Genomic DNA, 21,696 nt, shown 5'->3' with positions numbered 1-21,696 from the left:
GGGCTGAGGCCCCTTTTTTGCCAGCAATGGGAAGCTAGATGTCAGACTGTTTCTGTTCCCACTGTTTAATAACGGTATTGATTTGCTCAGCCAGGGCTTCAGCACCGCGGCGGGTGAGCGAACTCCCACCACCTTTAATTTCTACCGCCAACTCTGGGGCCTGCCAACCTGTTTTAACGTTCACAACATGCGCTTGCAGGTAAGCATACAGAAAGCTGGGTTTCAGTAACCGACCGACGATTATCCAATCTGCGTCGACACTTTTTCCTAACTCCACGGCTGCCCCGGTCTGGGTAAACAGGTAGCCAAAGCCGAGATCCGCGTCAGCCTGCTGTTTTGGCGATACGGGGTTCAGTGTGTGACCATGGGTTGAGCTGAGTGCTTCGGCAAGCAATGGCTGGACGGAAGCCGTACGGGCTATTTCTTCTGGAGTGCGTGGAAGTTGGGTCAGATCATCAAGCTCAAATTGTAGCACGGCAATGGTTCCGGAAGCCGGAAAGGTAAACAACGCCATGACGCAGGTGAAGAGTATAAGAGGGATTTTCATAGCGGGTCTCCATCGGCACAGTGTAATACCATGCCGGAGTCATATGTCCTCAGGTTTTTGTAAATTTAACAGTGATGAGCACAGATAAAACTATCTTAGTCGCTCATAGATTTCCTGGCTGTCCAATTGTGGTACGCCGTACTCGTTCAATATGTCGCGTACCTTGTCATAATTTACTTTAAGTGCGTGCTCTACAGCATACCCAAAAGACTGTTCGCCATAACGAACTGCCATGGAAATGGAAAACGTCACCCGGCCATGGGGGCCGTTTTTCAAGGGGAGGACTTTTAAAGCCGGATTGGTTCTTGAAAAATACCCGGCAATTGGCCCCCATATCATTACCCCATCGAATTCACCTTCCGCGACTCGTTCAACTATTCTTCCGGGATAGACTTCCGGATCTCCGCTCATGGTCCGGAAAAACTGAGTTTCGAAAAAGAGGTTGTGCATTTGAAGCCAGGTAACAGTAGGGGAAGGGGAGAACCCGGCTAGCTTCAAAGTGACTTTGTCCCGGTCGGGCATAGCTGCGACGTCATCAATGGTTGAGATCCCTTTGAGTACGCTGTTCTGGCTGGCAACCAAGGAGTAGGCAGATTTGTAATACGGCCTGGAGGCGACAGCCTGATCAAACTCTGCCGGGACACCCATTATGATGTCACAGGCGAACCGGTTTTCTTCAGGCAACCATTTCTTTAACGTATTCCGTACAAACCCCATTCGTTGTGGCAGCCAGACAAATTCGAGCTTTACCTCAAAAAAGTCCGCCACCATTTGGGCAATTTTGTTTTCAAAGCCTTCCTGTGCCTTGTTGGAAAATGGCAGGTTATTAGGGTCAGCACAAACCCGCAGAACCTCTGTCGGTGGAGTGCCAGGAAAAGGAAAGTTGGCGGCACGAGCTGAAAGTGCAACAGTAGATGCCGCCGTAAGCACCAAACCCAAAAGGACTGCGGTGCCAAGGGAGAGTAAGTGAGTACTTTTCATTGGTACCTCCCTAATGAGGTACTTTACGTTTAGGGATCCGCTCATCGCTGAAACATTGTCGCTCTGCATCCAGCTTGGCACTGCGAAATTCCTTGCGAATATCCAGGCTGGCGTCAGAGGAACGGAAATATCCACCTCTTTCACCCATCATGCTTCTCATCCGCTCATAGGCGTCGTATTGAACATACTCGTCAATAGTCAGGTAAAGTGCCAATTGGTCGATCATACAGCTACAGCTGTAAAGGTTTTCGTAAGTCTGACCGCCATGAAGTTCCATGCATTCAAATACAAAGCGAACACGTTCCAGTGTGGGGTAATCATTTTTTTCTGCGCTGTTAGCGTTAAATGAGGCAACAAACAAGGTCGCCATCCAGATCCAATGCTTCATTCGCACGTCCTTTTGCTGTGGAAGGGAAGACGGCTATTCAATGCCTTCAGCTTTTAGCTTTTTCTTGAATTTTTTCAGTAAGCCTTTAGCCGGCAGCAAGGAGCGATCGGTCTTTATTTCTTCATAGTACTGGTCGATGGTTTCCTGAATATTGTCAGGTTTTCCCACCATAATTATCCCACCCATGCGAGCTCCCCAGTGCGGAGTACATTTATAGACGATGATGCCCTCTTCATTGAAGGTATGGGAGAAATCAATGCCAAGCTCGGACAGGATTTTTTCGAACTCTTCAGGAGACATAGCGTCAATGGTTTCTACCAGGTGGGCGGGCATATTGGTCCAGGAGATAGTGTCTCCGGGTTCAATAAATATAATTGCGGGATCGAATTTAACCCCGACCGCCCGTACTTCATGTTCTTTTGCCAGGCTGGCTGCAGATATTGCCCAGATAAGCGGTAGCATCCATAAACACTGTTTGGTCATATGAAACTCCTTTTCTCACTATTGAACCAAATTGTCCCTAAGGCGGGTCGGGCCGGATAGAAATCCGGCCCTTTCCTGTTGTGTTGTTATTTTTCTTAGTTAGGTAAAGCAAATACGGTTAGTACACCACCTAACTGAGTATGGTCAGAGAGGTTGCGGTATGCACCCACAGCCCCCAAACCATCTGTATCACCTTCGAGACCTGCGGCCATTCCGATACCTGCCCAACCGCCGACACCACTCAGAACAGCAACGTATTGCTTACCGTTGAAGGTGTAGGTGTTGACGTTACCGATGATGCCGGAAGGGGTCTTGAAGCGGTAAAGCTCTTTACCTGTTTTCTCGTCAACTGCCTTGAGGTAACCCTCAAGCGTACCGTAGAAGACAACACCACCGGCTGTTGCCAGGGCACCACTCCATACAGAGAATGGCTCAGGGATAGACCATTTGATTTCACCCTTGTCTGCATCCCATGCGATGAAGTTACCCAAGCCACCATGGCTGTTGGGAGCCGGGAACATGGTCAAGGTTGCACCAACGTATGGCTGGCCTGCGGTGTATTCAACTTCGAACGGTTCGTAGTTCATACACACATGGTTGGTTGGCACATAGAACAAGCCGGTCCGTGGTGAATAAGTGGCAGGCTGCTGGTCCTTCGAACCCAATGCAGCAGGGCAGACACCTTCGGTGTTCACGTCTTCACCATTCTGGTCAGTAGAATATTTGGCGACAACCTGAGGGCGGCCGGTTTCCATATCTACATGTGTTGCCCAGTTAACTGCAGGGTCATACTTTTCAGCGACCAAGAGTGCACCGTTTTCGCGGTCGAGCGTGTAACCGAAGCCGTTACGGTCGAAGTGCACCAGCACCTTGCGGTCCTTTCCTTTCACATTCATGTCGACCAGGATCATTTCGTTGACGCCGTCATAATCCCACTCGTCATGAGGGGTCATCTGGTAAAGCCACTTCGCCATACCAGTATCCGCATCACGGGCCATAATGGTCATGGAATAACGGTTGTCACCCGGACGTTGAGATGGGTTCCAGGTACTTGGGTTACCTGTTCCGTAGTAAACCAGGTTCAACTCAGGGTCATAGCTGAACCAGCCCCAGGTAGTACCACCACCAATTTTCCATTGGTCACCTTTCCAGCTGTCGAGGCTGGAATTGTTGCCAATAGGTTTACCCAGGTGGGTGGTTTTTTCCGGATCCACCAGCATCTCGTCATCAGGGCCGGTGCTGTATGCGCGCCAGGCAACACTGCCGTCTTTGATGTTGTATGCGGTTACGTAACCGCGTACACCAAATTCACCCCCTGAAATACCAGTGATGATTTTGTCTTTTACAACCAAAGGTGCGTTGGTGTTGGTCGCGCCCACTTTCGGGTCACCGTTAACCACTTTCCAAACAACTTCACCTGTCTTCTGATCGAGGGCGACGAGGGTAGTATCGGCCTGCTGAAGGAAGATTTTTCCGTCAGCGTAAGCAAGGCCACGGTTTACGGTGTCACAACACATTACCGGGATAACGCTGGGATCCTGCTTGGGTTCATACGCCCACTTTATAGCCTGGTGATTGAGGTCCAGAGCAAATACCTTGTTAGGGAATGGGGTGTGAATATACATGGTGTCGCCCAGAACCAAAGGACCACCCTCGTGACCGCGGAGTACACCGGTCGAGAAGGTCCAGGCAACCTGCAGGTTTTTAACGTTATCAGCATTAATCTGGTCGAGTTCACTGTAGCGGGTACCCGCATAGTCACCGCCCCACATTACCCACTGGTTGGGGTCATTTTGGAGCTTTTCCAGCTCACTGTTGGCTGACCCTGTTGTGGGTAGCAACAGGGCCAGAGATGCAACCGCGGCAGCAAGCAAGCGGCCTGACATCCTTATTCTAGCTTTCATGTACTTTTCCTCCATGGGGTTCACGTCACTTGGCACGAGTGCCGTTTTCCTCAGCAACTAGCTGTGCTCCATCGCGTAGAGATGGTGGTGCAAGTGATCTTCTATGAAGCTGCTGATGAAAAAATAGCTGTGGTCAAAATTGGCCTGCATCCTTAGGGTCAAAGGATGATTGTGTGCTTTACAGGCCGCTTCGAGTTTTTCCGGGTGTAATTGTTCAGCCAGGAATTCGTCTTCCGTTCCCTGGTCGATAAAAATTGGCAGTTTTTCGGTAGCGCCAGAAATAAGCTGTGCGGCATCCCAGTCAGCCCACCTTTCCTGTTCTGGGCCAAAGTAGTGGTTAAACGCTTTGATTCCCCAAGGACAGGTACTGGGTGAGCATATAGGTGAAAAAGCGGAAACTGACGCATATTTACCGGGATTCCGGAGGGCACATATCAATGCACCATGCCCGCCCATTGAGTGGCCGGAAATTGACTGTTTACCGTTCAAGGGAAAACGGGACGAAATGATTGAAGGCAATTCCTCAACCACATAGTCATACATGTTGTAGTGTTTGCGCCATGGGGCCCTTGTGGCGTTGATATAAAAACCCGCACCGGAGCCGAAATCCCAGTGGTCATGCTCTCCGGGCAGGTCAGTGCCACGAGGGCTGGTATCTGGGGCGACCAAAATAATGCCCAACTGGGATGCAATCCGAAGTGCACCTGCCTTCTGCATGAAGTTCTCATCAGTGCAGGTTAGACCGGAGAGCCAGTATAGGACGGGCAGTTCACGGAACTCTGCACTGTCAGGCAAATAGACACTGAAATGCATCGTACAGTGGTTAACCAGGGACGAATGGCTATACCGCTTCAACCAACCGTTAAAGCAGCGGCTTTCAGAAACTAGAGCAATGTTATCGGTTTTGACCATATCGTTTTCCCGAAAATCCTGATGCTGTTTATTGTTATTTCCGCCCAAATTCTGGGATGGGAAGGACGGCCTAAATTCCCTTTAGTTTTTTGAGTCTATTGCAGTTAGCTAAGAGTGTGGAATTACAACACTTTTGCGGGCAGGCAATAATCGTTAAAAATATGTTAAACGCATGATGGTTAACTATTTTTCTTGGGTTTTTGCTCGTGAGGGACCGGGGAAAGAATCCTGAATCAAGCCATGGAAATATCCTGGAATATGCAAAGGGAATGGCCGTGTTTGGATGAGGCAAGGTGGATTTATGGCTGGGAAAATGTGCGATATAAAGTAAAACCCCAATGACCTCAGGACACCTTAACCGGTGTTGTGCCCGTTGGTTTTATCATTGCTGAATTCGGTACCTGGTGGTCAATTGGGGCAGGTATTTTGACTGGTGATAACGGGCTATTGAACCGCCCAACTCTGGGCAAAAGCACGACCGCTTGAATCCTTCACTTCTGCCTTGAGTTCGCCTTTTTGGCTGGGATCCAAATGGAAGGTGAATGAAGGGTTTTCACTGATTGAGATACCACCGGTAAAGGACATAACCTGTTGGCTGTTCATGGTGACATTTACCTGATTGACATAGTCAGACGGGATCCAAAGCCGGGTAATCTGGTCTATTTGCAGGCCACTGTAATTGGGGTGGCTGACCAGAAGTTGCAGAGACCGGATATCGTTTTCAAACTGGCTCCGAAGTTTCATTTTCCCCATTCGCTTTTTAGCCAGTTCATCATCAGCACCAGCCGGAGCAGAGCAACCACCTGAAGCTTTCACATAATTCGTGGTCATGTGCAATGTCCCATCAGCTGTTTCAGCGATTGCGCGAACATGACTGTATGCATTAACGCGGATACGGGTAGAAATATCGGCAATACCATTTTCCCTGGTCATGGTAAACGTACCGACAACCGGCGAAGGGTTGTTGTCTACAACCAGATGGATCTTTCGGATAAATGCCGGGTCTGCCTGGTTGCGGCTGAAACGGATTGTAACCGGCACCAGGGCGGCGTCTTCAGCCCGGGGGGGCGTGACGAGTGTAATCAAGTTGTCTTCAATGATTTCCGGGTCCATCGGGAACAACATGTTCTTGATTCCCGGCCAGTTAACACTTTTCTCTGCGGACGGCGAGGCGGCTGTCGTAATACCGGCCGGTAGCAAAAACAGCAGTAATACCGCCAACGGGTGAGTGATAAATTTCATACCTACTCCTTAGGGTGCTTGGTCACGTCAATGGAGGGAGAGATAACCCTATTCCCACTCCAATTCCTTATAGGCCTGGATAACATTTCGGGCATGGAACACATCAAACAGTTTCCAATTATCGCGGTGGTCTTGCAGCAACGTGGTGCTTGCAGTGTATATATCCACCTGTTTTGCAACGGCCTGGCGCACGGCTTCAGTAAGGGCGGAAAGGTAAGTGATTTGTTTTTCTATCGGTTCGGTGCCGGTCATTACCTTGCCATGCCCTGGAACCAATTTGGAAAAGGGCAGGGTACGAAGTCCCTCAAGGACAGTTATCCATCCTGTAATGCTGCCGTCAATTGAGGGGCAGTGATCTTCAAATACCAGATCACCCGCAATCAAGGTACGGGTATTCTGGTCATAGACTGTCAGGTCATGCAGGGTATGGGCCCGGCCATGTGGCTCCAGTAACAATACCCTGCCGCCCAAATCAATTTCGGTGACTTTGTCGATCAACATCGTTGGTTGTACGGGCCCCGTCCCTTCATACCAGGTGCTTTGTGGCTGATCGGCCAGCCTGTCCTGGTAATACGGAGCCTTGGCGCGGAGGTCGGAAAGTATTTTATGGTGCGCGACAAAGTCCGGGTGGTCATCCAGGAATGCTCTGTTACCAAAGATATGATCAAGGTGGACATGGGTGCTGATGACATGACTGATCGGAAGATCTGTGACCATCCGTATCGCTTTTCGGATGAGTTTCCCTTGCCGGAGGCTGGTGCCGGTGTCGATAACGGCGACTGATTTTTCCCCTACGACAAATGTGGAATTTGAAACCAAGCCATACGGGGACGAGAACACATCATCAATTTTCCCGGTGTAGACATAGACGCCTTGTGCTATCTGATCAAATTCCAGTGAGGATGGAATGCGCCCGGCAATGGCAGGCTGGAAAGTCACTGCAACCCAAAACGAACATAGTGTCAGCAGGCGATTCATGGTGCCGGCCTCATGGGGTGAAGGGGGACCAATGGCAAACCTGTCTCTTCCCATCCCTTAACGCCAGCCCGGTACCAGTAGATTTGGGTGTAGCCCTCTGCAACTGCACGTTTGGTTGCATTCCAGGAATGCCAGCAGGAAGGCTCACAAAAAATGACAACCGGGTAACCGGGGTTATTTCCTGTAAGTGTCCCGAGTGTCTTGCGGAAATGTTCCTCAAGGGGAAGTGTCAACGTGCCTAGACCGACATTGGCAAGCCAGACTGCACCAGGCAAGGTGCTTCGGGTTGGCTCAATCCACAACTCAGTGTCTGCGAGGTTATCGGGTTTTCTTGCCGCAGGGTAGACATCGAGCAAAACTGGATTATATTGTTTAATAAATGTTTCAAGTTCCTGAGGTGTTTCAATAACACCTGCACCAGTTACTTTCCCAGGAACTGCAGCCCTGTAATTATTTTGTCTATATTCTTTTGGTTCTTCTATTTCATTAGATAGTGCTGAATTAGGAGTTAAGAATAATGATAAAATTCCAATTATAAGAATCCGTTTCAATAATAATACACACTGCATACTACTTTATTCCGTTAAAGCTCCTACCTTAGTAGGAACTATTAGAAAGATTTAGGAACCGCTATTAACCTTATGATAACAAGGAGACCGGAAACAGGCCGAATATATTTGTGCATTAATTGCTAAAGTTCATTTCTGAGGTGCAAAAATGAATCGCTGGAGTGGCGTTGAAGAGTTTGTCGAAGTAGTCAACTGTGGTAGCTTCACCGCGGCAGCGAGAAAGCTGGGTGTGTCGACTTCACATGTAAGTCGTCAGATTGACGCGTTAGAACATCGTTTGAGTACGCGTTTGCTTTATCGCACGACCCGTCAGGTCACACTAACTGAAATGGGAAAAGTTTATTTTGACCATTGTAACCAGTTGTTAGATGGTTTCTCTGACGCCGAAGCTATTGTTACGCAATTACAAACACAACCACAGGGCTTATTAAAAATAACTGCCCCTGCGGTATTTGGTGAGAAATATATTGCTCCTCTTGCCAACGAATTTATACGAAACCATCCGAAACTCAGTGTTGAATTCCATTTTTCTAATCAAGTCATGGATATGATTCATGATGGTTATGACCTGGCAATTCGAACCGGTATTTTAAAAGATTCTACTCTAATGGCTCGACGCTTGGCTCCCCGGCAATTATATGTTGTTGCTTCTGGTGAATATTTAAAAGAATTTGGTACACCTGCTTCCCTTGATGATATTCAACATCATGATTGTCTTATTGGTACTCTTGATACATGGAGTTTCCAGAAAGACGGCTTACTGACCCAAATGAAAGTCAAAGGACGCTGGCATGGAAACAGTGGCACAGCAATCCTTGATGCGGCGCTGAGGGGCTTAGGTCTTGCGCAGCTTCCCGACTATTATGTTGTCGATAAAATACGGCGTGGTGAATTGGTGACAGTGTTGGATGAGTTTCGCAGTCCGGATTCCGGAGTATGGGCTGTTTACCCTTATAACCGTCACCTGTCAGCTAAAGTACGTCTGTTTGTAGACTTCCTAAGTGAACGTTTTTCTGAGCACCTTCCCTGGATCGAGGAAGAGGAAGAGGAAGCAGAAGTTCCCTGATAGGCTATTCTAAATTCAATCCTTTCTGTTTTGCCTCATTTATGAGACATGAAAGCGCACTGGTTTTTTCTCAATCTCTTCTTTTGAACACTTTCTGGCTGCCAGTGCAAGTTACCCTACACATCCGACCACTCAAAGGATTGACGGAAGTATCTATGAGCAAACTAACAAGAAGAACGCTTATCAAAGCCATGGCGTCTGCGCCGGTGGCTGCTTCTCTTTCTGGCTGTTTTTGGTTCCCGGTGAAATTCGACCATGGTGTTGCCAGCGGGGATCCGACCGAAACCAGTGTCATTATATGGAGCCGCGTAACAACGGATGCTCCGTATATGCCGGTGCGCTGGGAGGTTTCCCGCAATCGGAGATTCCGCGGGGTTGCAGCGAAGGGAATAGTCCAAACAGACAGCTCTCGTGACTTTACGGTTAAAGTGGATGTAGGAGGCCTTCGTCCTGGTAAAAAATATTACTTCAGGTTCATTGCCAATAATGTTGTTTCCCAAGTGGGAGAGACACGTACTGTCCGCAGTCGGAACTTGAATGAGGTTTCCCTTGCCGTTGTCTCCTGCTCAAATTATCCGGCAGGCTATTTCAACGTCTACCGTGAAATTGTCAGCCAGCATCAACAAAGGCCTTTTGATGCCTGTCTCCATCTTGGTGATTATATATATGAATACGGCAACGGCGGCTATGCTACGGAAGATGCTGAGGCTCTGGGCAGGCTCCCCAGCAAGGGTACGGAGTGCATCACTCTTGACGACTACCGGAAAAGGTATGCGCAATACCGGACGGATCCTGATCTGAAAGCCCTGCATGCAAGCATGCCTATGATTGCGGTATGGGATGATCATGAAATAGCCAATGATGCATGGCGAGAAGGGGCGGAAAACCACCAACCGGATGAAGGGGAGTTTTCAGAAAGACGTGCTGCTGCATTAATGGCATGGCTTGAATGGTTACCGGTACGCGAAAATCCGGAAAACGCATCAAATATCTACCGCGAAGTGGCCTTTGGTGATCTGGCCTCTATCTATATGCTGGATACACGGGTAACAGCAAGGGATGAGCCACTGGACTATGCAAATATCAACCCTTCAGATCCCGCTCAACTTGGTGCTTTGTTGGCCCAGGCTGCATCACCTACCCGGCAGTTGCTGGGTGAAGCGCAGAAAAACTGGCTGTCCGGGTCTCTTGCAAACAGCCCGGCGCAATGGCAGGTGTTTGGCCAGCAGATCCTGATGGCAAAAATGCAGCTTCCTGCTCCGGTACTACTTGCACTGTTTGGCGTGTTGAATGCAACTCCTGAACAACTTCCGGCTGCTCTTCAGAATATGCAGCTCGCCATCCAGGATGCTCTGGTTAATCCGGGATCACCACAGAACCAGTTAAAACTACCTTATAACCTTGATGCCTGGGACGGGTATATGGCAGACAGGGAGTGGTTGTACGCTACCTGCAAGGCTCTTGGAAAACAGAGAGTGGTAAGCCTGGCTGGTGATACTCACAATGCATGGTGCAGTCAGCTTGCCGATATGTCAGGGACGCCGGTTGGTATCGAATTTGCCACCAGTTCTGTTTCTTCGCCAGGGATAGAAACTTACCTACCGTTACCGGCAGAACAAGTTGAACAACTGAGAGGATCGCTGATAGCGATGATTGATGAGCTCCAGTGGGCTGATATCTCTCAGAGAGGATTGATGCGTCTTACTCTGACCCGGGAAAAGGTCCAGGCTGAGTGGACGCTGGTGGACACCGTAAAATCTCAAACCTACACGACGCAATCCATACAGCTTTCTTCTTCGGATGGGCAAGCACTTGATATCCCATAAGTTGTTTATGGTGTGTTTCTTTATTATGCGCCCTGTCACAACAGGGCGTTTTTATTAGCGAGAAACCGTTCCAGTTAGTTTTGGGTCGTCTAACCTTTCATACATATGCAAACGAAGGGGAATGACGATGACCTGTAAGACAATCAGTTATCAAGATGCAAGACAAAGGATGAAACCGGGTGATGTTGTCGCATTTGGCGGGCAAAGTGCCTTTTCCAAGCTGATTAAGTTCACAACCCGGTCAGATGTTTCCCATGTCGGTATCGTTATGCAAACTCAGATGCTGGATGAGACCAGCGGACGTTTCTTCAACCAGGTCATGGAATCGACCATTATGGATGAATTTGCTGGAGTGACACTATCGCGTTTCAGTGAACGGTTACGGGATTATGATGGTGAGGTTTGGTGGTTGCCGCTAAGAGAAGATGTCCGTCGGGATCATTTTGACCAAAGCGCATTTTTCAACTTTATGTTCCGACAGAATCACAAGCCTTATGATTATTCCCAGGCACTGGCATCAGCGATTGATGGCCTTGACGCTATCGGAGGTCCCGGTTTTGCGAAGGAAGAATTAAGCCGCCTGTTCTGCTCTGAACTGGTCGCCGCGGGGCTGGAAAATGCCAATGTTGTGCGGGATATTAACAGCTCAGAAGTGACACCTATAGAACTTTGCCGGTGGGATATTTTTGAGCCGACGTACTTCCAGCTGAAAGGTGATGACTCACGGCAGATTCGTCATTTCAACTCTGTCGCGGTAAATCGGAATCTGGAATCCAGAACTGCCTGAACTTCCATGTGAAATTTTTCGTAGTGGAAGAAAACGGGAAAAAAGGAAACGCTATCCATGAGTGAAGATACGCGGGATTCAGCGGTACCAAGCGGCCGGTTTACCCGGATGGGGAAACTGGGCAGCCTTGCAACGCGGGTTGCAACTAATATGGCGGTGGAAGGCGCAAAGCAACTGGCCCAGGGAAAAAGACCCAAAGCCAGAGATTTGCTGTTGACCCCCGGCAATGCCATGCGAGTTGCTGACCAACTTGCGCAACTCCGTGGAGCCGCGATGAAGGTCGGCCAGCTCCTGAGCATGGATGCCGGTGATTTGCTTCCGGCTGAATTGACAGATGTGCTTTCCCGTTTGCGCGCCAACGGTACGGCAATGCCCCCTTCACAACTTTCTTCGGTGCTTGAAAAAGAACTCGGTTCCGGTTGGAAACAAAACTTCATCGAGTTTACTTTCAAACCCATAGCGGCTGCCTCAATAGGTCAGGTTCACTCCGCCCATGCGGATGACGGTACCCGGCTTGCAGTAAAAGTGCAGTATCCCGGTATCCGAGACAGCATAGACAGTGACGTCAACAATGTGATGACCTTACTCGGTGTGACTGGGTTAATCCCGGCGGGGGTGGACTACCACTCGCTGCTGGATGAAGCTAAAAAACAGCTTCACGCTGAATCGGATTACCAGCTCGAAGCCCGGCAATTGGATACCTACCGTGAGCACCTGTCCGGGGACAGTGACTTTGTCCTGCCGGATGTCTACCATGAAATCACGTCGCCCGGTGTTCTTGCTATGACCTACTTGGAAGGTGAGCCGATTGAATCCTTAGTTGATGCTTCCCAGCAGGTTCGTGACCGGGTAATGCATGCGCTGCTGCGTCTGTTTTTCAAGGAAATCTTTTCGTTCAGGCTGGTACAGACCGACCCGAATTTTGCCAACTACCTTTTTAACAACAATACCGGACAGCTCGTTCTGCTGGACTTTGGCGCTGCCCGACATTATTCCGAAGCAGTCAGTGATGGATACCGAAAGCTGTTTTCCGCAGCAACAATCCAAGACAGAGAAGCGATTGCCGATGCCTTGTCCCAAATCGGCTTTTTCAGTGAAACCATTTTGCCGGAACAGAAAGAGGCGGTAGTCGATATCGTCATGATCGCCTGTGAGCCGCTGTTCGAAGACAAAGCCTACGATTTTGGATCATCAAACCTAGCCGCTCGCATCAGTGAAGCCGGTACAGCCCTTAGCATGGAACAGAACTACTGGCACAGCCCGCCAGCAGATGCCCTGTTCCTGCACCGGAAAATAGGTGGTATGTACCTGCTCGCCGCCCGGCTTGGTGCCAGCATAAATGTGAGGGAGCTGTTTGATCCTTATAGTGTAGAACCCTGAAATTATACAGTCTGGGTCGCCATCGGGTGACCTGAGGCAAATTCCACCAAATCCCATAGGTTTCCATACAAGTCTTCGAACACGGCGACGGTACCGTACTCTGCCTCTTTGGGTTCCCGCACAAAGTGAATACCGATTTCTACCAACCGGTTGTAGTCCCGCCAGAAATTGTCCGTACTCAGGAAAATAAATACCCGGCCTCCGGCCTGATTACCGATAAAGGGCTGTTGTTCAGGTTTGGATGCTTTTGCGAGAAGCAACGTTGTCCCTCCTGAACCGGGTGGGGAAACCACTACCCAACGTTTGTCTTGCTCTGGTTGGTAAGTATCTTCAACGAGCGTAAAGCTCAGTTTGTTCACGTAGAAATCAATTGCTTCATCGTAATCCCTGACAACGATGGCGATATGCGCGATTTGCTGGTTCATGCGTGCGTCCCCAAGGTGTGGTTTAATACCAATCAGACTCATTCCTTGACCATTCTGACTGGTTGAAATGATCCGATCGGTTTAACAATGGTAGTGAGAATCTGGGGCAGAAAAAAGCCCGGCTCAGGCACCGGGCAAAAAGGTTAAGGCATCATGCTTAATAAAGCATGACAACAAGGGTTCTGTCAGAATGTAGCTTGGGCTGTTTTATTTGCTGTCTTTTCAGTGTCTGCCTGTTTGCGTGCAATGTGACGGAGCAGTTTTACTGCCAGATTTGCTGTCTGGTTGTCCCAGTCAAAATCTGGCACCAGTTCTGCGATATCAATAACCCGTACTTTTCCGCTTGCCAGCAGGTGGTCAATGACCAGTGTTGCCATGGAATAACTGATTCCCTGTGACTGAGGCATTGCAACACCCGGTGCGAGTGCGCTGGAAAAAACATCCAGATCGATAGAGAGATGCAGGTAGTCGACATCTGCCAGAAAGTCGTCAAGCAGGGCAATCAGTGGCTTTTTATGGCCTTTGCTCATGTCTTTCGCCGTCACCCATTTGGCATTTAAACTCCGGGCACGTTCCAGGACAGAAGCAGGGTTCGCTTTTTCGTCTATACCCAGCACCATATACTGAAACGGCCTGCCATTCTCCTTGGCATGGTTGGCGGCAAAATGGAATGCAGCCCCTGAACGGATAGCCAGGGTGGTGCGCAGCTCAAAGTGAGCGTCCATGTTGATGACGCCGATCTTTGGAATCCGGGTTTCCCCGCACTCCTCGGCCGCATGGTCAGACAGTGCTTTGTAACTGGACAATGCCACTTCATGGCCGCCTCCCAGCACAACCGGCAAATGGCGAGTTTGGAAAAGCTCGCGCAGTCGCTGGTACTGTCGGGAAAGTACATCCTCTACGCTGGTATCGTAATCAGACAGGGTAGGGGTGCTATAAACCGGTATTGGCCAGCGTGATATGGGTTTCATTGTTTCGAGAATGGCCTGAGGACCAAGACGGGCACCTTCTGCGCTCTTTGGATCGGGTTCACTCAGGTCAGTTGCGGCACCAACCAATACCAGCCCGGCTTCACCGCCGTCTTTCAGAGGTGAAAGAGAATAACCCGCAGCATGCTGACGACCGGGCTTCGCCTGACGGCGTTGGAACAGTTTCAATATCGGGTCGAATAACATCGCTGCTCTCCTTAATTATTGGTTACCTGCTGTGCCGCCAAGGATGGGCAATGGCAACAGCGGCGCCCAGAACACTGTCAACAATCAACTTACGGTTGCGGCTGACCCGCTCTTCCGGTGCCATGATACTGACCGCACCAACGAGTTTCCCGTGGTGAAGTACCGGCGCACTGACGCCAGAGACACCGGAATCAAATTCAGAGTTACTGATGGCAAACCCCTGAGTGCGAATCGCTTCAAGGTTGTTGTGCCAACGATCCCGCTCGGCAATGTCTGTAACCAGAAAGTGGTCAAGAACAGCATTGACATCAGCTATTTCCATATGTGCCAGCATCACCTTGGATGATGCGCCGCGAATCAATGGCTGACTCTTTCCCTTTTCAAAGCTGCATCGCAGGGCATTCAGGCTTTCAATGCTGTCTACACACATTGCCTGGAAGCCCATCGGGACCATGTAAGCAGCCATTTCTCCGGTTTGTTGTTGCAACCGCACCAGGGTTCTTTCCACGTTTCCGGATAGGTGGGAAAGCGTCGAAAAATTATGCTGCAACGCCAGCGCCGCCGGGCCGATGGTGTAACGGTGGTAGTCCGGGTCCATCATGATCAGGTTCCATTCGCGCAGCAGGGCCAGGTGGCGGTAAAGGCTGCTTTTAGGAATCTGAAGTTGATCGCTAAGTTGTTGTACGGATATTGGCGATGGGGAGATGGCGATCTGCATCATGACCATCATCAGGCGTTCGGTAGCGCCGCTTTGCTTGGGATCGAACATGGTTACCACCTATAAAGTCATACAAATAGTAAACAGTGTTAGGCAATGCGACGCAATTATCATTCCCGATTAATGGGAAAGTAATTGTGAGATTTTGTTTTTCAATCTCACCGCTTGGGATGTTGGCGTACATATAGACAGATTTGGAGGGCGGGGCATAGGAATGAAAAAGCCGGTGAAACGTATTCACCGGCTCGACTTCACTTTAAAGTGCTTTACGAAAAACTTTAGTGACTGCTATTCAACAATAACTTCCGCAAAGCTCAGTATACCTTTGTTCTCTTTCCTAAGAAGGAGATGACTTGCACTTATACCCGGCACCTTAACTTCACTTATATCACTGACAACATTAACTTTTACGACATGTTTGGCTGTTTCAATATTCTGTTTCAATGTCGCATTTGTATCAGGAGCAGAATCAAACAGCATGATGTAAAGGTCATTTGTCCTGGTTGTACAACAATCGGTGCGGGAGAAAAGTGTAACCTTGTTAATGGTATTGTTGCTGCCAAGATCCACTGCCCACCAAGGTTCATTTTCACTGTCTGTATGAGTGATGGAACCTAACTCCCATCTGCTGGCTATGTTCCCATCAACAGCTCTGGAAGAAGTTCCCCCAGCAAAGGTAGAGCTTTGAGAGGTGGTCTGATTTAATGCCAAACTACCAGCCGCGTCAGGTGCTTCAAGAACGACTACTTCAGCCAGAGAGAGAATTCCCTGCCCCTCAAGTTGCACACGTATATACTGGCCATTCATAACTGACGAAATGTTCCACATCTGGCCGATTGCATCACGGCTGAATTGTTTAACGTTGGCGTCATTTTTCAACTGTTCCAGTGATTTCCCTTGCATTGGGGAATCTGAAACGAACACATAAGCATCCTGAAGTCTGCGGAAACAACAATCGGTGCGGTTCAGCAGTTTAATGTTGGTAAATGTTTTCTGTGCACCCAAATCAACTTCCCACCAAGGATTGAGTTCGCTATATGTGTGGGTAACAGAACCGTTGTGGAAATTGCCGTCAACATTGTTGTCAATTGCCCGACTCGCAATGCCATTGTGACTGGTGGAGCTTTGAGTAGCTGTGCCGTCTGCCGCGATATTCCGGGAATACTGGAGTACCTCAATTTCTGCAGTATTTAAAATTCCGTGGTCAGCCTTTTGCACTTTCACGTAACGCGCCTCACTGTTCACCCGTGATGAAAATACCCGCCCAGATTCGCTTTTATCCAATACCGCAACATTTTCAAAAACCTGCAAGTTTCCTGAAGCATCCCAAAGAGAATAGTCGATAGGTGAGTCACTCCAGTGAACAGCTAGCTTATCCAAACGGCTTTCACAGCAGTCAGTGCGGTTCCAGACACGTATTTCATCTACATGTAAGGAGTTCCCCAAATCAACAGCCCACCAAGGTTGGTTTTCAGACTGGGTGTGTTGAAGGGAGCCTTTGTCAACGTATTCACCATTTATGAGATAGCTGTTTTCACCAGAAAAATCACCATCTACAGCTTTTGTACTATCGAGAGAACCAAGCGTTGAACTTTGGGACGTGTTTTTACCAAACGCGAGATTTGTTCCAGGAAGTTTCTGATTTGTGTAAATCAGTTCATCCCTGATTTCATTGACATTTGCCAAGTGCTCGCGAATAAATTCTGGCATTGTACCTTCTTGAACAATAGGAAGATTCAAAAGATAAGTGCCATTGGGAGTGAGTGTGGTTTCGTAAAGTACTTTTGCTAAATCGTACGGGTTACGCGGTCCGCCGGATGTCTCATGAGAGAACCAGGTACCAGCTGATATCCCAGCGTACATTGTATTGAATCCCGCAACAACATCTGCTTCCGGGTCCAAACCGCTGGAGAGGACTTCCAGCGAAGTAAGGTCAGCTGTGTCGTTAGAGAATTCTTTGTCATTGTTCACAATGATAGTTTCGGGGGATACATGTCGAATGAAATCGCGCATATCTTGATACGGTACATAATCATATGCGGCAATTTGTCCCCATGCGTCAAACCATAGTAATGGAACGTCGCCGTATTCAGTCAACAACTCACGAAGTTGATTCTTAATGTAAAGTGGATCTTGGTTGCGTTTAGTCCAACCAATTACCGTCAAGCCGTCACTTGTGTCTACACCTTCTGGTCTTGCTGCTGTGGAAGTGGTGTTAATGACCGGATCTCGGCGATCCCATATTGAATAGTAGAGGGCTGGAGTAATACCGGCTTCTCTGAAGGCTTGCATGTATTGTTCAACAACGTCACAGTCGCACGGTGAGTTTAAAGAATTATGCTCAGTGTATTTTGTATCCCATATTGAGAAGCCGTCATGGTGCTTGGCGGTAAGAACAGCATAGGTCATGCCCGCCTCTTTGATAATATCTGCCCACTGAGCGATGTCGAGATTAGTTGGAGCAAAATCAGAAACAGGAGCAAAAGGATCCGCCCATTGGCGGTAATTGTACACAGACATGTTGTAGTGCAGAAATGCGCCATACCTGTGTTCATCAAGGAACTCTTTCACAGGAAGGGGGGGCAGTGTTTCATCACCAAAAATTTCGACTTCTGCAATGGAAAGAAACTGCTCATCCGGCTTTTTAATCATCACATAGCGATAATTACCCGATACGGCCTGTGATATTACATCGTTTGCATTAGATGAATAGGGTATCGAATAGACGCCACTATGACTATTGAGTTGAGCAACAGTCATATCTGACATGTCGATATTAGAAAGATAGATACTGAAATTGCTGTTTCTTGTCTCGCAACAATCGTTTCGGAAATATATTTTTATTTCTTCCAAACTTTTGCTTTCACGAAGATCAACCTGCCACCAGGCTTCGCTATCTTGATTCGTATGTGTGACTGAATCTGAGTAGTAATCCTGGTCAGTGCGTCCGTCTATTGCTCTTTCAGCAGTTTTCCCCGCGTAGTCAGAACTTTGAGTTGCTATGCCTGCCAACGCGTAATTGCGTTTATCTCCGGTGTTTGCAGGTGCAGCAACGGCATTTCCAACTACCATCATCATTGCGCTGGAAAGCAATATTTTTTTAAAGGATAAATTTTCCAATTTACACTCCTTGTGAAGGATTTATCGTTAGTCAACTACGGTATTCAGTAGTCATTAATTCCTGATCAGCCCTCTTAAGTCTGAGGTGCATGTCTGTGGGTACCAAATAGTGTTATGGAGTTTTATTTAGCTTTATTGTTTTTTATGTCGTCATGTGACGATTTCAGGCTAATCCAAAATGGAGGGGATTTTAAATTTTATCGTCAATTTTATATATGAAATGTTGACTATAATGGGCATGGAATTTTTGATAGAGAATTATTGATATGTCTTATTCATCTGAAATGTAAATGTAATTATTGGTATTCGATTTTTAATTGTTGGTGATTTCATACAGTTTATTGCGATTTGTAATTCATCAAAACGTGAAGTGAATCGGGAAATTGAGCGACATAATGCTACATGCGAGTGCGAATGAAGAGTTGGAATAAAAAAGTTTAATTTATTCCGTTAGTTGGAGAATTAGTGAGTAAGTTTTAAGAGGTAAAATCTGGTTACCGTTCAGCGAGAGCCTGCCAAATCAACCTGATTGCCAATGCTGTAAGTACCCACTTAATCGTAATACCGTACCGCTTGTCGGATATTTTTTCCAAAAGAGACCGGCCGGTAAGGGTTCCAAGAAAGCCGGTTGTAATCATTATTCCGATAAGTGGGAGCCACTCGGTCATGGTAAAACCGAGAAAACCGAATATGGCAGCTTTCAGGGCGTGTTGAATGGACATGAATGCCGCCATAGTGCCAAGCAGTTCTTTTCTGTCCGGGAAGTTTCGCCGAATAGTGGCAATAAGAAATGGGCCCGGCGCACCAACAAACATGGAAATAAAGTTGCTAAGCGCTCCTATGGAAACCATACCGACTTTACGAAGGGGAAAACTGACAGGGAACCAGTTTACAAGCAAAATGAAGCTGCCAAGTATCAGTTTAAGAAGATGCTCAGGCAGGCTGACAACAATACTGCCGCCAAGGGCTGCACCCAGCAAAGATCCTGCTAAAAACCACCCCAGTACGCTGTACCTGACGTACTTTCGCATGACTGCAAAACGGCCGACGTTCGAACCCAGCTGTACCACACCATGGACAGGGATCACGGCAGAGGTCGGGAGAATGCTGGCCATGGCTGCGACTAAGAGTGCACCACCGCCAACACCCAGTGTTGCGGTAATACACGAGGTAAAAAAACTGAGGATAATCAGGAACAGCGATGCGGTTGCTGTGACGCCTTCCGGAACAATATAAACATTGAAAAGGTCGATAAGCTCCGTTGCCACTGCATCCCTCCATGGATCGCGCTTGCTGCACCGCTACTTTATGGGAGGAAAAGCGGTGCAGCAAGGAAGGTATCCCAAAACACAGAATTAGCTCACCCTTTGACGGGCGCAGCAAATATCTCCGTATCCGGGTTAAACGCATACCAGGCAAACCAGTACAGCAGGGTAGAAGGCAAAATCTTTCCATCAGAGTTGGTTACCCAGGCAGATTGGTTGGCTTGGCTCCAATGGATAGTGACAGTTTCACCCTCCCACTCTAAGGGAAACTGTGCCTTGTTTTGCTTCTCCATTTCAATGAAGGGGATGGCAAGTTGACGCGAGCTGTTTTTGATTCCCAACACCAGTGATTTCACTGGGTAGGTAGCAGGTGCCTTGTCTGCAACCGGGAAAAACAGACCGGGATGTTCAGCGTACCCGGCGTAGGGGTCACGGCTGTAATCACGGAAAAATCCGGTTTGGGCGGATAAAACGAGGGTATCAGGATGCTCAGCTCTCCATGCCCGCCAGCGTGTCAGTTTTAGTGGTATTTGGGTCAGGGTTTGCCCGGCGTACTTTCCGGATACCGCTTCCCCTTTTAGTTGCGACCAAAGTGAATCACTCTGGTGGTCATACATCAGGACATCTGAATTGTAGAGCAAGCCGGATACGCCAAAAGTAAGTGGTTTGCCGTCGACTTTACTTAAAAATGCTACGCCACTTCCGCATAACGGACAGTAGCTCACTACAACAGGCAGGCCGGCAAAGCGGTCATTGACCACCTCATGCCAGTTTAGGATCCTGAGTGGGAAAGCTTTCTGTTCGCCGCCGTAGTCGAGACCAAGGACGACGTCATCGGGCTTAAGGTAATGGGCTTTTTTTGAGGGAAGGTAACGAGGTGAAAGGATAGCGGGGATACCGTCTTTACCTGGGCCTCCGGAAAAGATCTCATTTTGCGGTATGGTGGTGTTGTCCAGTAAAAAGCCGTTGAGTGTTTTGGCTGCGGCAGCCGCAACCAGGAATATCCCGGCAAAAACCAACAACAGGATTTGAACGAAGACTTTCATGACGGCATCCTCCCGCTTCAATTAAATTGGTCAAAGATAAAGACCGGATGCAAGAGGGAGGGCTTTCAGTAAGTTAACGTGTGCCGGTTAAGGTGCTGCTCTATCAGAAAGTTACAAAGTGAAGGGTCTTCCAGTGGCAACAGGTGGTTGGCACCGTTTGCGACCAAAAGCTGGGCATCAGGCAATACGTGGCTTAGCACCTTCTTGGCACCCACCGGGGTATAGTCAAATTCTGAGGCGATTAGTGTCACTGGCTGGGAAATGGCGTCCAGTCTGCTGGTTGCAGTCCACTGAAACATGGAGTGGAATGCGGCGATATAGGCTTCCCGATTGTTGGCTTTCCAACGTTCCTGTGCCGTTTTGCGCAGCTCCGCTTTGTCATCCCCAGGGAGCAGTTTCTTTGCCATGATTTTGGCGATTCTGTCCAAGCTCAGCCATTGAAGCATGATATTTCTGACAAATATGGCCCACCGCTCAGGTACCGTCCTTGCCCGGCACTCTGCAAGCGCATTGATGACCACAAGGCTGTGAACATTGTCCGGATAAGTCGCCGCGTATTCCTGTGCGATCATTCCTCCCATCGAAACACCAACCAATACCGGTCTTTTGATGCCTGTTTCCTTTAGTAACACATCGAGAGCCCCTGCACATCGGGGAAGGGAGAAATCCGGATCAATCGTTGAGTGCCCGTGGCTTGGCAGATCAACAGAGAGGCAAGGGTAATTGTTTTCAAAGTGGGACAGTTGAAATACCCAGTCAGCCTGGCTGGAGCCGAGACCGTGCAAAAATACCATGGTCGGGGCAGATTCTGCCGGAGACAGCGTGTTTGGTATCTCCGGTCTGGTTAGTTTGTAACGTAATCCGTTACTGCTGACTGGCATCCT

Annotated in this window: 20 protein-coding genes; 4 read left to right on the top strand and 16 right to left on the bottom strand. The window is 48.6% G+C overall.

Annotation, left to right across the window (positions count from 1 at the left end; genetic code table 11):
• Positions 1-34: 34 nt before the first annotated feature.
• The 9 genes from NF212_RS18675 to NF212_RS18635 all read right to left on the bottom strand — a co-directional run bounded on the left by NF212_RS18675 (position 35) and on the right by NF212_RS18635 (position 8,004).
• A complete protein-coding gene (locus NF212_RS18675) occupies positions 35-547 on the bottom strand; it encodes a DUF2380 domain-containing protein (RefSeq protein WP_434362254.1) in 513 nt (170 codons plus the stop codon).
• A 90-nt stretch (positions 548-637) separates the two neighbouring features.
• Positions 638-1,528 (bottom strand): quinoprotein dehydrogenase-associated putative ABC transporter substrate-binding protein, encoded by an 891-nt coding sequence (locus NF212_RS18670; protein WP_434362252.1) that lies wholly within the window; start codon positions 1,526-1,528, stop codon positions 638-640.
• A gap of 10 nt (positions 1,529-1,538) precedes the next feature.
• Positions 1,539-1,916 carry a hypothetical protein gene (locus NF212_RS18665; protein WP_434362250.1) on the bottom strand — a complete coding sequence of 126 codons (378 nt, stop codon included), beginning with the start codon at positions 1,914-1,916 and terminating at the stop codon, positions 1,539-1,541.
• Positions 1,917-1,949: 33 nt separating this feature from the next.
• Positions 1,950-2,399, bottom strand: coding sequence for a plastocyanin/azurin family copper-binding protein (locus NF212_RS18660; RefSeq protein WP_434362248.1), 450 nt, complete (start codon positions 2,397-2,399; stop codon positions 1,950-1,952).
• Between the two features lie 95 nt (positions 2,400-2,494).
• Positions 2,495-4,303: a methanol/ethanol family PQQ-dependent dehydrogenase gene (locus NF212_RS18655; RefSeq protein WP_434362247.1), complete on the bottom strand. Its 1,809-nt coding sequence runs from the start codon at positions 4,301-4,303 to the stop codon at positions 2,495-2,497.
• A gap of 57 nt (positions 4,304-4,360) precedes the next feature.
• Positions 4,361-5,215, bottom strand: coding sequence for an S-formylglutathione hydrolase (gene fghA / locus NF212_RS18650; RefSeq protein WP_434362246.1), 855 nt, complete (start codon positions 5,213-5,215; stop codon positions 4,361-4,363).
• A gap of 444 nt (positions 5,216-5,659) precedes the next feature.
• The gene (locus tag NF212_RS18645; protein WP_434362244.1) at positions 5,660-6,457 is read right to left on the bottom strand and encodes a quinoprotein dehydrogenase-associated SoxYZ-like carrier; all 798 of its coding nucleotides are present in this window, start codon (positions 6,455-6,457) and stop codon (positions 5,660-5,662) included.
• 48 nt (positions 6,458-6,505) lie between these two features.
• Positions 6,506-7,435, bottom strand: a complete 930-nt coding sequence (locus NF212_RS18640) for a quinoprotein relay system zinc metallohydrolase 2 (protein ID WP_434362242.1) — start codon at positions 7,433-7,435, stop codon at positions 6,506-6,508.
• Positions 7,432-8,004, bottom strand: a complete 573-nt coding sequence (locus NF212_RS18635; protein WP_434362240.1) for a rhodanese-like domain-containing protein — start codon at positions 8,002-8,004, stop codon at positions 7,432-7,434. Before NF212_RS18635 ends, NF212_RS18640 begins: the two co-directional genes overlap by 4 nt.
• Positions 8,005-8,152: 148 nt before the next feature.
• Between NF212_RS18635 and NF212_RS18630 the strand changes: the two genes are divergently transcribed.
• The 4 genes from NF212_RS18630 (at position 8,153) to NF212_RS18615 (ending at position 13,063) form a co-directional block, all read left to right on the top strand.
• A complete protein-coding gene (locus NF212_RS18630; RefSeq protein WP_434362239.1) occupies positions 8,153-9,070 on the top strand; it encodes a LysR family transcriptional regulator in 918 nt (305 codons plus the stop codon).
• 155 nt (positions 9,071-9,225) lie between these two features.
• Positions 9,226-10,896 (top strand): alkaline phosphatase D family protein, encoded by a 1,671-nt coding sequence (locus NF212_RS18625; protein ID WP_434362237.1) that lies wholly within the window; start codon positions 9,226-9,228, stop codon positions 10,894-10,896.
• Positions 10,897-11,023: 127 nt separating this feature from the next.
• Positions 11,024-11,683, top strand: a complete 660-nt coding sequence (locus NF212_RS18620; RefSeq protein ID WP_434362235.1) for a hypothetical protein — start codon at positions 11,024-11,026, stop codon at positions 11,681-11,683.
• Positions 11,684-11,740: 57 nt separating this feature from the next.
• A complete protein-coding gene (locus tag NF212_RS18615) occupies positions 11,741-13,063 on the top strand; it encodes an ABC1 kinase family protein (RefSeq protein ID WP_434362233.1) in 1,323 nt (440 codons plus the stop codon).
• Between the two features lie 2 nt (positions 13,064-13,065).
• Here NF212_RS18615 and NF212_RS18610 read toward each other — a convergent pair whose 3' ends face one another.
• The 7 genes from NF212_RS18610 to NF212_RS18580 all read right to left on the bottom strand — a co-directional run bounded on the left by NF212_RS18610 (position 13,066) and on the right by NF212_RS18580 (position 21,693).
• Positions 13,066-13,488 carry a VOC family protein gene (locus tag NF212_RS18610; RefSeq protein ID WP_434362231.1) on the bottom strand — a complete coding sequence of 141 codons (423 nt, stop codon included), beginning with the start codon at positions 13,486-13,488 and terminating at the stop codon, positions 13,066-13,068.
• Positions 13,489-13,673: 185 nt separating this feature from the next.
• On the bottom strand, positions 13,674-14,663 hold the full coding sequence (locus NF212_RS18605; protein WP_434362229.1) for an arginase family protein: 990 nt from the start codon (positions 14,661-14,663) through the stop codon (positions 13,674-13,676).
• 22 nt (positions 14,664-14,685) lie between these two features.
• A complete protein-coding gene (locus NF212_RS18600) occupies positions 14,686-15,432 on the bottom strand; it encodes an IclR family transcriptional regulator (RefSeq protein WP_434362228.1) in 747 nt (248 codons plus the stop codon).
• 237 nt (positions 15,433-15,669) lie between these two features.
• Positions 15,670-18,501, bottom strand: a complete 2,832-nt coding sequence (locus NF212_RS18595) for a galactose-binding domain-containing protein (RefSeq protein ID WP_434362227.1) — start codon at positions 18,499-18,501, stop codon at positions 15,670-15,672.
• Positions 18,502-18,995: 494 nt separating this feature from the next.
• Positions 18,996-19,769: a sulfite exporter TauE/SafE family protein gene (locus NF212_RS18590; protein WP_434362226.1), complete on the bottom strand. Its 774-nt coding sequence runs from the start codon at positions 19,767-19,769 to the stop codon at positions 18,996-18,998.
• Positions 19,770-19,861: 92 nt separating this feature from the next.
• Entirely contained in the window at positions 19,862-20,812 is a 951-nt protein-coding gene (locus tag NF212_RS18585; protein WP_434362225.1) for a DUF3179 domain-containing protein, read from the bottom strand.
• Between the two features lie 65 nt (positions 20,813-20,877).
• Positions 20,878-21,693: an alpha/beta fold hydrolase gene (locus NF212_RS18580; protein WP_434362224.1), complete on the bottom strand. Its 816-nt coding sequence runs from the start codon at positions 21,691-21,693 to the stop codon at positions 20,878-20,880.
• Between the last annotated feature and the right edge of the window lie 3 nt (positions 21,694-21,696).

It is taken from the genome of Parasalinivibrio latis (genome assembly GCF_036825535.1).
Taxonomy (GTDB): domain Bacteria; phylum Pseudomonadota; class Gammaproteobacteria; order Enterobacterales; family Vibrionaceae; genus Parasalinivibrio; species Parasalinivibrio latis.
Note: the sequence above shows the minus strand (reverse complement) of the source record. Positions and strands in the feature narration are given on the sequence as shown.